This window comes from Paenibacillus sp. P4_A9 (assembly GCF_056402415.1).
Genome location: NZ_JBFUHL010000003.1, coordinates 16,782 through 27,997, shown reverse-complemented (window position 1 = coordinate 27,997; position 11,216 = coordinate 16,782). Strand labels below are relative to the sequence as shown.

General features: G+C 46.4%; 9 protein-coding genes. 3 read left to right on the top strand and 6 right to left on the bottom strand.

The window, feature by feature from the left end:
- Positions 1 to 53: 53 nt before the first annotated feature.
- Positions 54 to 1,325: a GGDEF/EAL domain-containing response regulator gene (locus AC1DVJ_RS03995; RefSeq protein WP_477588530.1), complete on the bottom strand. Its 1,272-nt coding sequence runs from the start codon at positions 1,323 to 1,325 to the stop codon at positions 54 to 56.
- A 266-nt stretch (positions 1,326 to 1,591) separates the two neighbouring features.
- On the opposite strand from AC1DVJ_RS03995, the gene AC1DVJ_RS03990 reads away from it, so the two are divergent.
- Together AC1DVJ_RS03990 and AC1DVJ_RS03985 are read left to right on the top strand one after the other, a co-directional pair.
- Positions 1,592 to 2,305, top strand: coding sequence for a response regulator transcription factor (locus tag AC1DVJ_RS03990; RefSeq protein WP_477588529.1), 714 nt, complete (start codon positions 1,592 to 1,594; stop codon positions 2,303 to 2,305).
- 226 nt (positions 2,306 to 2,531) lie between these two features.
- On the top strand, positions 2,532 to 2,738 hold the full coding sequence (locus tag AC1DVJ_RS03985; protein ID WP_477588528.1) for a hypothetical protein: 207 nt from the start codon (positions 2,532 to 2,534) through the stop codon (positions 2,736 to 2,738).
- A 464-nt stretch (positions 2,739 to 3,202) separates the two neighbouring features.
- On the opposite strand, the gene AC1DVJ_RS03980 is transcribed toward AC1DVJ_RS03985, so the two are convergent.
- From AC1DVJ_RS03980 to AC1DVJ_RS03970, 3 genes are all read right to left on the bottom strand, one after another.
- Complete coding sequence (locus tag AC1DVJ_RS03980; protein WP_477588944.1) at positions 3,203 to 4,465, bottom strand: voltage-gated chloride channel family protein; 1,263 nt, start codon at positions 4,463 to 4,465, stop codon at positions 3,203 to 3,205.
- Between the two features lie 69 nt (positions 4,466 to 4,534).
- Positions 4,535 to 5,977: a SulP family inorganic anion transporter gene (locus AC1DVJ_RS03975; protein ID WP_477588943.1), complete on the bottom strand. Its 1,443-nt coding sequence runs from the start codon at positions 5,975 to 5,977 to the stop codon at positions 4,535 to 4,537.
- Positions 5,978 to 6,185: 208 nt separating this feature from the next.
- Positions 6,186 to 7,679, bottom strand: coding sequence for a DHA2 family efflux MFS transporter permease subunit (locus AC1DVJ_RS03970; protein WP_477588526.1), 1,494 nt, complete (start codon positions 7,677 to 7,679; stop codon positions 6,186 to 6,188).
- Positions 7,680 to 7,909: 230 nt separating this feature from the next.
- Here AC1DVJ_RS03970 and AC1DVJ_RS03965 point away from each other — a divergent pair, with 230 nt between their 5' ends.
- A complete protein-coding gene (locus tag AC1DVJ_RS03965; RefSeq protein WP_477588524.1) occupies positions 7,910 to 8,491 on the top strand; it encodes a TetR/AcrR family transcriptional regulator in 582 nt (193 codons plus the stop codon).
- A 53-nt stretch (positions 8,492 to 8,544) separates the two neighbouring features.
- Here the strand turns inward: AC1DVJ_RS03965 and AC1DVJ_RS03960 are convergent, their stop codons facing one another.
- Positions 8,545 to 10,983 (bottom strand): heavy metal translocating P-type ATPase, encoded by a 2,439-nt coding sequence (locus tag AC1DVJ_RS03960; RefSeq protein ID WP_477588522.1) that lies wholly within the window; start codon positions 10,981 to 10,983, stop codon positions 8,545 to 8,547.
- 14 nt (positions 10,984 to 10,997) lie between these two features.
- Positions 10,998 to 11,198, bottom strand: coding sequence for a copper ion binding protein (locus AC1DVJ_RS03955; protein WP_477588520.1), 201 nt, complete (start codon positions 11,196 to 11,198; stop codon positions 10,998 to 11,000).
- Positions 11,199 to 11,216: the final 18 nt, after the last annotated feature.

Here is an 11,216-nt window from a genome sequence, read left to right as displayed (position 1 = left end):
GACTCTCGTGAGGAAAACCATCTATCTTTTCCTTCATCATTCTATCACTATGTTTAAGCTAGTTGATACAACATTTCTTCTATATGCACCACTTCAACTGGTTTGCTAAAATAATACCCTTGGACGAAGCGGCAGCCATACTCGCGCAATACCTGCAGTTCTTCTTCGGTCTCAACGCCTTCCGCCACAACGAGAAGATTCAATTGCTTCGCCATTGTAAGCATGGTGCTCACGATAACCGCGTTCACTTGCCCGTGCTGTAAGCCTTTGATAAAGGATTGATCAATTTTCATTTTATCCACAGGAAAGTCACGCAGATAACCGAGTGAGCTATACCCCGTACCGAAATCATCCATTGCAATCTGGATACCTAGCTTCTTAAGCTTCCCAAGCGTATCTGCGGCTAGTCTGGCATCAACACTTAAGCTCTCCGTAATTTCGAGTTCTAGGTACTTGGGATCCAAGCCGGTTTCCTCCAGAATCGCTGCAATCGTCCTGCTTAGCCGGCAATCATTGAACTGTTTTCTAGATAAATTTACGGCCACAAACATCGGCGGAAGACCTGCCAACTGCCATTTCCGACTCTGTCTACAAGCTTCACGCAGCACCCACTCCCCGATCTCGTGGATGAGCACACTTTCTTCTGCAATTGCAATGAATTCCGATGGAGGTACATAGCCGAAATAGGGATTATCCCAACGAATCAGACACTCCATTCCGACAATACAGCTCGTATCGATATCAACAACGGGTTGATAGACGAGCTTAAATTCTTGCTTCGAGATCGCCCTGCCCAGGTGAAACTCAATATCCATCCGCCTCTGCAGCAAGACGCCATTAATCAACGGAGCGCCAGCCTGCAAGCTGTCTACATGTCCGTCTGAATGCGCTGCTGCGGGATACACACCTTTAACCCCATTTTGTATCGCGACCTTACATCGCTCCAGGAAATAGGTGATAACCCCCTCACCTTCCAAACCCGCTACTAACATTTCTTTATGGAAATAATCGACTGCGCCGAAACGCATCGCTTGGATCGTTTGAATCGAACCTTCTGAGGTATGTGTGCTAAGCATTATCACTGGAATAGGACTATGGTCCATGATGAGTTGAAGTGCCGTAAGTCCCAATAAATCAGGTAAGTCCATATCGATAAGGACCATATCTGGCTTATCATGTAACATAGAAGCCAATGCAGCACTGCCATGCGCTGAAACCCCTGTCAGTATGAGCTGTTTATCCTGCTTCAATATGGTCGCAATGACCTCCTGAGTATGCTCGGATATACTCACCAATAGTACTCCGTACCTGCCTGTCAGACTCATTCCCCCGCCACCTCTTCAAGCCATGCTTACTTATAACCTCATTATACTTTCCACCTATTAGGTTACTTACTTAAATTCTATGAATTTCATCCCTATTTTTTGCTAATATTTTACTAATATTTTTTAGAGCTCAGTAATGAAAACGGTTTACTCTTAAAATTCGACATTGTATAATAGAATTATTAGCTAAATATTAGCAACATCACTCACCTCTTCACTTTTTAAGAATTTCAAATTAGAAAACTATGCGTTAGGGGGGACTTCTAATGGACAGAGTTCTATTAATTGAGGACGATGATATTATCGGTGAGATGATCTGCATGTATCTGAAAGAGGAAGACTTCTTAGTTCTCAGGTGCCACAATGGACAGGAGGGGCTAACAGCCCTGCACGAATTCCAACCAGATCTGATTTTACTTGATCTTATTCTCCCAGACTTCGAAGGTACAGAGCTATGTAATTCCTTGCGAGGACTAACACCTGTTCCGATCATTATCATCTCTTCTAATTCCAAAGTCAGTGAGAAAATCGAAGCCTTTACCGTTGGAGCCGATGATTATTTATGCAAACCGTTCAGTATGCATGAAATGAAGGCACGTATCCAAGTCTTATTACGTCGCTTCAAGAAGGAACAGCCCGCCGAGCAGCAGCCAGCACAACCTACCCCGATTCGCCAACGGATTACCGTTCCCGCTATGGAGCTCCAAATTAATCTCGAGAAACGAACCTTGCACGTACGAGGTGAATCTATCGAAATGACGTTCTCTGAGTTCGAGCTCATTCGATTGTTAGTTGAACATCCTGAACGGGTTTACCGTCGCGAAGACCTGATCAATGCTTTACGCGGATTCGATTCTTACATAAATGAGCGAGCGATTGATGTACATATTACGAATTTGCGCAGGAAAATCGAGATCAATCCTAAAGAGCCAAAATATATAAAGACCGTATGGGGCGTAGGCTATAAATTTGTTATCTAATCCAACTTCACATAGACCCGCTCCGTTATTGGATAGGGTCTTATTTTTTGTTTATTTTTATGGAAAAATTTCAAAAATTGCTGCTGTTCCGTTTATTCATCAAAGAAACGCCGATAGAGACCTTTCCTATCGACGGCTATTTGAAAAAGAATGCTACGCTTCATTTCGCTGCAGGTTTACAAACCATCCCTGCGCCTGCTCACAGCGCAGGCCAAATCGCCTTGCTATGCCGAAGCAAGGGGGCGTCATGTTTGCCGCGGATGCAGCAGCCAATATGATGGGCCTTGGCTGGAGCATCGGGCACGAGAACTTCTCGCAAGCTAAGCAGGATTTGATCCGCTTAGGGAAAGCGGATTTTAATGTGGCCTGCTTTGGCCACGGCAAGCCTCTGCTGGATAAGGCTTCGCAGACGTTTCCGAGTAAATGGGCGTAAATGCTTCCCACGTAGTATTCACCTCCACACCAATCGCCGCTGGCGCAACCAAGTTAGTCGATTTTTTCGACTTACACCACTCCTATTGCCATTATCGCCACTCGTAACTCGATTTTTTCGACTTACACTATACCTATTGCCATTATCCTCACTCGTAACTCGATTTTTTCGACTTACACTACTCCTATTGCCATTATCGCCACGCGTAACTCGATTTTTTCGACTTACACTACTCCTATTGCCATTATCGCCACTCGTAAGTCGATTTTTTCGACTTACACCACTCCTATTGCCATTATCGCCACTCGTAACTCGATTTTTTCGACTTACACCACCAATCGCCACCACGGGCCCTCTCAGGTGCCCCGAAAGTTTGAGAGAGCCGCGTGGCGGCGTTTTTACATAATACCAAAACAGGCCATCCAGAAGTAGACGTATCTACTTTATAGGACAGCCCGTTCCCTTCATTCCTTCTTTTCCAACTTAATCGAGCCCAATGTCGCGCCCTCAGCAACAGCATGCCCCCTCGATTTAGAAAAACCAATTCGTTGTGAAGTGTAAATCCCCGAATGACCGGAGAACAGATAACTCACGATACATGCCATGAACATATAGATGATCCCTTCAGAACCGAACAACTCTATGCCCATAATGAAGCACGCAAGAGGCGTGTTCGTCGCGCCACTGAATACCGCGATAAGTCCCAGAGCAGCCAAGAATGGCGCGGATAGCCCCAACAGATCAGCAAGCGAATTGCCCATAGTCGCGCCAACGACGAACAACGGGGTTACTTCCCCGCCTAGATACCCCGCTCCGAGCGTAAACGCGGTAAAGACGGTTTTCCACAAGAATGCCAAGTGGGCAACGGGCTCTTCGAAGGATTGCTGCAATAACGGAATACCCAACCCGAGGTAGTCCCTCGTCCTGAAAACCGCCACAAGCGCGATCACAACAAGACCGCCAACGAAAGCTCTCCACACAGGATTGGCGAATAGACGCGTGTACAGTTTTTTCATCCCATGGGTAAGCTCGCTAAATAAGATACTGGCCAAACCAAATAGGATAGAAGCAAACACTACCTTGAGTACAACCCCTGTGGATAACGTTGGGACGGCCCCCATGGCATATTGAATATGCTGTATCCCCCACGCAGTGGTGACGAGATGCGCTACCAAGCTGGCGATAAAGCACGGAATCAGCGCCTGATACCGCACCATCCCAATAGCAACCACTTCCAAGCCGAAGATAGTTCCCGCAAGTGGCGTTCCAAAAACAGAACCAAACCCGCTGCTGATCCCACAAATGAGCAAGATTTTCCGATCTGCCTCGTCCACTCTACATAACCGCCCGATCCATTCGGCAAAGCTGCCGCCCATTTGAACGGCAGTCCCTTCGCGACCCGCCGATCCGCCCAATAGATGAGTTACTAGCGTCCCTATAAGCACCAAAGGTGCCATACGAAAAGGAATCGTCTCCTTACCTTCATGCAGCTGTTCGAGGATAAGGTTATTCCCCTTACCCGAGTTTTTGCCGATTTTCTGATAGACATAAGCCATCAACGCCCCGCCTACAGGTAAAAGAAACAACAACCAGGGATGGTTCAATCTCTTCTCCGTAACAAGGTCTAAACTAGCAAGAAACAGCGCGGAAGCTGACCCCGTGAGGATGCCAACGAAGCTTCCATAGAAAATCCATTTAATAAATGAACCTATTAGTGCAACATGCATGAATTTAGCGGCATACTCGAATGCCTTTGGACGATGTTTCAACGTAACGCTCACCCCTCATTGCAAGGCCTACTGTTGCAGCGGTCCGACGCGATCCATCAGATGCTTACTTTCCGCATTCAAGCCAATGATCGTTACGGTTTTATGGATTTGTTCGTATTTTTGCATGGTTTTGGCAATCGCCGTCACGGCTGAATGATCCCATACGTGAGAAGCGGTGAAATCGATCATGATCGTTTCTGGGTCATTTTTATAATCGAAAAGCTCTACGAAATGCGCCATCGTACCGAAGAACAGCTGCCCCGTTATGCGATAAACCTTGGTCCCATTCTTCTCGAGCGTCGCGTGAGCCTTGATTCTTGCTGATCGCCAGCCATACACCAATGCACTTAACGTAACACCAGCTACTACACCTAACGCCAAATCGGATGTGGCCAACACGACCGCAACGGTCACTATCATGATAAGCGCATCACTCCGTGGAATTCTGGCCAATGTTCTTAACGAATTCCAATCAAAGGTGCCGATCGACACCATGAACATCACGCCAACCAGTGCGCCCATTGGGATTTGTTTCACCACATCGCCGAGAACAAGAATAAGGAAAAGAAGAAATACACCGGATACGAAAGTCGACAACCGTGCTCTGCCACCGGATTTCACATTGATGACCGTTTGTCCGATCATGGCACAGCCTGCCATCCCGCCAAACAACCCGGAGACCACATTCGCGATCCCTTGGCCTTTAACCTCTTTATTTTTGTCGCTTTTCGTTTCCGTCATCTCATCCACAATCGTTGCCGTCATCAGGGATTCCGTCATACCAACAACCGCAAGTGCCAAGGAGAACGGCAGCATACGCCAGATCAGCTCGAAAGATAACTCAATTTGTGGAATATGGAAAAACGGCAGATCTTGCGTGATTTTGCCCATATCCCCAACAGTCCGAAGATCCAGATGCAGGCTCATGGAAATAATCGTCATCACGATAATCGCCACAAGCGGTGAGGGTACTGCCTTCGTAAATCTCGGCAGCACATAAATAACCGCAAGCGTTCCTGCAATCATTAACGGCATTTGCCAATTCGCCCCTTCAAAGCTTGGGAACTGTGCCATACATATAATGATCGCCAGCGCATTCACGAAACCCGTCATCACCGAATGAGGGATAAACGTAATGAACCTGCCAAATTTCAATGCCCCCATCACATACTGGAGGACACCTGTAAGTATCGTCGCGGCGAATAAGTACTCTATTCCGTATTTCGCAACGACAGGTCCCATCAACGAGGCCATAGCCCCTGTAGCGGCCGAAATCATCCCTCTGCGCCCGCCTACAATGGATATCGTCACAGCTATACAAAAAGAAGCATACAATCCCACCATCGGGTCTACACCCGCTAGAATGGAAAAGGCGATAGCTTCGGGAATTAGCGCTAAAGCCACTGTTATCCCCGCGAGAACATCCTTACGGACGTTCGAGAACCACGCCATTTTAAACTTGTGAACCAACAACTTAACTCCACTCCTTCATCTTGCATCTTGACCTTTCAGTCTCAGAAAAGTCGGGTCCGTTCGTCAACTTGTCTCATTATACACAAATCTCGGGCATCCCTCTAGACTCAAAAAGAAAGAGCACAGCACTCTCTCATTCAGAGAATGCTGTACTCGATCTCGCTTCTGCTAGCTATTAGTTAAAGCCTGGGAAATTCGAATATTCCTACGTTGCACTAACAGGTTTCCTATTTACACTGACTTCCGTTTCTTCTTCCTCCGCCTGACCTACACGTTTAATGAAGAAGGAAAGCACCAAGCCCACAACTCCGATCCCAATAATGACCAGATAGGAATCATTAATCCCTTGAATAGATGCTTCTTTGATCATTTCTTTCGTAGCAGTTGCTACCTTGCCTGTCGTCATTATTTCGATCAGATGAGATTTGGTTCTCGTCGTCATAACGGTGATGAGTAGTGCCGTACCTACGCCCCCTGCCACTTGCTTGATGGTATTGGAAATAGCTGTACCATGCGCATTGAGCCTGGAAGGTAATTGATTAAGACCCGCCGTGGTGATTGGCATCAAGAAGAGTGCCATCCCGAAACGTCGACCAGTGGACATAAGAACTAAATACGTATAGCTTGTCGAATCCGTTAAATTGATGAATCCGATTGTGGTGACGATTGTAATGGCCATACCGATAATGGATAACCACTTTGCTCCGAACTTATCAAACAATTTACCAGCTATTGGCATCATTAAGCCCATGAGCAATGCGCCAGGGAGCATAAGAAGACCAGACTCTAACGCGGTATAACCGCGAGCATTCTGCAAATACAATGGAAGCAGCATCATATCCGCATACATAACCATTGTAACCGCAATGTTGATAATTGTGGTCAAGGTAAACATGTTGTGTTTGAATGCCCTAAGATCCAGAAGCGGATCTTTGATAACCAGTTGGCGCCATGTAAACAAAATTAAAGCGACTACACCCACAACAATCGATAAGATAACCTCCATGCTGGACCAACCCTTGCCGCCAGCACTGCTGAAGCCGTAAAGAAGGAAACCGAATCCGATGGTTGAAAGAATGGCACCCCATGTATCAATTTTGGGATAAGTACGTTCAGAGACATTTTTCAGATAGATAAAAGCAACGCCAATCACGACAACAACAATTGGAATGATGCCATAGAAAAGAGTACGCCATGAATAATGTTCCAAAATATAACCAGCTAGAGCAGGACCGACTGCAGGAGCAAAAATAATGGCCAAACCAACCATTCCCATGGCTGCTCCACGCTTATCTGGCGGAAAGATCGTCAAAATAACATTCATAAGAAGCGGCATGATAATACCAGCCCCAGCTGCTTGAATCAAACGGCCAGTCAACAACAACTCAAAGCCTGGCGCTACGGCTGAAACAATCGTACCGATAAGGAAAATAATCATGGACGCTTGGAACAGCTCCCGCGTCGTAAAGCGTTGCATCAGGAATGCAGTTATCGGAATCAAAACACCGTTAACCAACATATAACCAGTGGTCAGCCATTGTCCAGTTGATGCGGCAATATTGAATTCGACCATGAGTGGCGGTAAGGCAACGCCCATAATCGTTTGATTCAGAACGGCAATGAACGCCCCCAGTATCATAACAAATAGAAGAGGACCTTTCTTAATAGAACTAGGATCAAATGCTGCAATTTTACTCATAATCACATATTCCTTTCAATTTCAATTCCACAACTAATTGACAATGTGTTGTATAATAAACTTTATGTAAATAGTATTATAGTCATCTAGCTTAATGTTCACAAGCAACAGCTTTTTTATAATTGTTTATTAGTTTACAGTTTCACAAGATGTGTAGCCTATCTATTAGATAATCCACAGTATTTGCGGAATTTGTCGTACAGTTAATTTTAGGGAAGGAATGCTAAGTTATGACAACAAAATCACAACGAATGGATCCACGCGTACTCCGCACTCGCCAATTGATTCGAGACGCCTTTATAGAATTACTCCAGGAGCTTGAGCTTGAGAAAATAACCGTAAATCGCATCGCGGAGAGAGCGACGATTAATCGTGTTACCTTCTATCTTCATTACAAAGATATTCCAGATATGTGCGATAAGTTGGCTGAAGACATGGTTAACGAAATCAAAGCCATCTTAAACGAAGTTACTGACCCGCCAGGTTTTAACATACAAATCCTAATCAAAATGCTTGAGCATATCGCGGACAATTCAAAATTTTATAAGGTACTGCTCGCTTCCAAACGTATCCCTATATTTACGGAACGACTTATGAAGCTAATCGCTGAGTTTATTACAAGTCGAATAGACAAGCTAGAGGCATCCTCAACCTTGAAAGTTCAGAAAGATATCGCGATTTGGTACGGCTCCTCGGCCATCATTGGTACGATTGTCTGCTGGCTTCGCAATGATTTACCCTATACGCCGATTTTCTTGGCTACACAGCTTTCAGAATTGCTACATCTGCGTCATCCAGAATCTACGGTATAACCGAAGAAGCCCTTGTCCCTCCTGGTGGAGGAATCAAGGGCTCTATAAGGAAATTAATTACGAATCTTCACACGTTGAAGACGAAGTGCATTAAGAACTACGGAGACCGAGCTTAACGCCATTGCCAAGCCCGCTACCCAAGGTGCCAATAAGCCTAGCGCAGCAATTGGAATGCCTAACGTGTTGTAACCAAGCGCCCAGACCAAGTTTTGCTTGATGTTGCTCATCGTTTTACGACTCATGTAGATCGCATCCGGGATACTCGATAAGTCACCGCGCATCAGCGTCACATCGGCGGCTTCCATCGCCACATCCGTGCCTGTTCCGATGGCCATCCCGATATCAGCCGTCGCCAACGCCGGTGCATCGTTAATCCCATCTCCAACCATGGCCACTTTCTTACCTTGCACCTGAAGCTTCTTCACTTCTTCTGCTTTTCCTTCTGGCAAAACCTCGGCAAGTACATGGTCGATACCCACTTGAGCTGCAATTGCCTTAGCCGTCCGCTCGTTATCGCCAGTGATCATCATGACCTGAATCCCCATCTCCTTCAGTCGGCCAACCGCAGCCTGTGAAGTTTCTTTGATGGTATCTGCAACAGCTACCATACCCCCGTACCGTTTATCGATAGCGACGAGCATAGCTGTTTTACCGGACTCCTCCAGCTTCGACATCGTGTCATAAGCAGACTTCGCATCTACATTGTTGATCTCCATGAGACGTCGAGTGCCAATCAATAGCTCTTTCCCTTCTACGACAGCTCTAATACCGTATCCAGGGATCGCTTCGAACGCTTCAGTCTGCGGTATTTCAATGTTCTTTTCACCGATGCCAGCCACGATCGCTTCAGCAAGGGGATGCTCCGAATTCTTCTCCGCGGCACCCACAAGTCTTAGAAATTCCGCTTCATCGCCAATTGCGTAAACATCAGTAAGCTCCGGCTTCCCTTTCGTGACAGTACCTGTCTTATCTAAAATGATCACATCTATGTGATGGGTTTGCTCCAGATATTCGCCGCCTTTGAACAAGATACCCAGTTCGGCTGCGCGTCCGGATCCCGCCATAATCGAAGTCGGAGTCGCCAGACCCAGTGCACAAGGACAAGCGATAACCAGGATGGCGATAGCTTTTTCCAAAGCCCCAGCAAAATCGCCCGGTGTCACCACGAAATACCAGACTAGGAAGGCGACAAGAGAAATACCCACAACAATGGGGACGAAAATCCCAGAAATGACGTCGGCTACCCGTTGAATCGGTGCTTTAGAGCCTTGCGCATCTTCGACGACTTTAATAATTTGTGCCAGCGCAGTTTCTTTCCCGACTCTCGTCGCTTGAATGCGAAGCATGCCGTTCTTGTTGATCGTTGCCCCTATAACAGCATCGCCTGGCTTCTTCTCTACAGGAAGACTCTCTCCTGTGATCATCGATTCATCCACAGAGGATGATCCTTCGAGCACCTCTCCATCAACGGGTACTTTATCTCCAGGACGGACAAGAACGATATCCCTTGCCATCACTTCATCAATGGGTATGTTGAGCTCTATGCCTTCACGGATGAGCAAAGCCGTCTTGGCCTGCAGCCCCATCAAAGACTTAATCGCTTCCGATGTTTTCCCTTTAGCGAGGGCTTCGAACAATTTCCCCATAATGACTAGTGTAATGAGTACCGCACTTGTTTCATAATACAAAGACGGCCCGTGATGCACACTGGCGCCTCCGATCAACCAATCGATCGTCAGATACAGACTATAGAAGTACGCAGCCGACGTTCCCAGTGAAACCAGCACATCCATATTGGCGGAGCCATTACGCAGCGCTTTATACGCACCAACATAGAACTGTCTTCCGATGTAAAACTGAACCGGCGTCGCCATGATCAATTGAAACCACGGATTCATGAACAATTCCGGTATCCAAATCCATGAGGTAAACGAAAAGTGGCTCACCATCGCCCATAGCAACGGCAGTGATAGAATCGCAGATAGCAGCAGCTTATGTTTTTGCTTTTTAACCTCTTGTTCGCGATGTTCAGATGGGTCGCCTTGCTCCTGTTTAGGGACTGCTTTGTAGCCTATCTTCTCCACCCGCTTCTGCATATCAGATACAGTGAGATCTGCTGGATTGTACACAACATGCGCAGTTTCCATCGCAAAATTAACCGTTGCTTCGCTTACGCCAGGTAATTTATTTAGGGCCTTTTCAATCCGCTGGGCACATGCCGCGCAAGTCATGCCTTCAAGCTGCAAATCAACGGCTTCCTTCGCTGTATCATAACCAAGCTTCTGAATGCTTTGTTCCATCTTGGCAAGATCAATTCGGCTCGGATCATATGTGATCGTTGCTCGTTCCATCGCGAAGTTCACATTGGCTTCCGTGATCCCTTCAAGCTTGTTTAACCCTTTTTCAATGCGGTTGGCACAGGCGGCGCACGTCATTCCGGTAATCTGTAGTGAGGTTTGTTTAGTCTCCGTTGCTGCGTTAGCAGTCTCCATCATCTACACCTCTTTTAATTGACGTCGTATCCTTGATCTTCAATCGCCTCTTTAATGGCATCTTGCGTTAGCACATTTTCATCGAATTCCACTTGGACCGTTCCGTTTGCTAAATCAACTTTGCCTACAGCACCTAATGTTTTCAAAGCTCCTTCAACTGAATTCACACAGTGGTTACAAGACATACCTGCTACTTTTAACGTGATATTTTGCATCCTTCATACTCCTTTATG

Excerpts from the sequence above, each read along its gene's own strand:
- AC1DVJ_RS03995 (WP_477588530.1), bottom strand. The coding sequence starts at position 1,325 with ATGAGTCTGACAGGCAGGTACGGAGTACTATTGGTGAGTATATCCGAG.
- AC1DVJ_RS03990 (WP_477588529.1), top strand. The coding sequence starts at position 1,592 with ATGGACAGAGTTCTATTAATTGAGGACGATGATATTATCGGTGAGATG.
- AC1DVJ_RS03985 (WP_477588528.1), top strand. The coding sequence starts at position 2,532 with ATGCCGAAGCAAGGGGGCGTCATGTTTGCCGCGGATGCAGCAGCCAAT.
- AC1DVJ_RS03980 (WP_477588944.1), bottom strand. The coding sequence starts at position 4,465 with ATGCATGTTGCACTAATAGGTTCATTTATTAAATGGATTTTCTATGGA.
- AC1DVJ_RS03970 (WP_477588526.1), bottom strand. The coding sequence starts at position 7,679 with ATGAGTAAAATTGCAGCATTTGATCCTAGTTCTATTAAGAAAGGTCCT.
- AC1DVJ_RS03965 (WP_477588524.1), top strand. The coding sequence starts at position 7,910 with ATGACAACAAAATCACAACGAATGGATCCACGCGTACTCCGCACTCGC.
- AC1DVJ_RS03960 (WP_477588522.1), bottom strand. The coding sequence starts at position 10,983 with ATGGAGACTGCTAACGCAGCAACGGAGACTAAACAAACCTCACTACAG.
- AC1DVJ_RS03955 (WP_477588520.1), bottom strand. The coding sequence starts at position 11,198 with ATGCAAAATATCACGTTAAAAGTAGCAGGTATGTCTTGTAACCACTGT.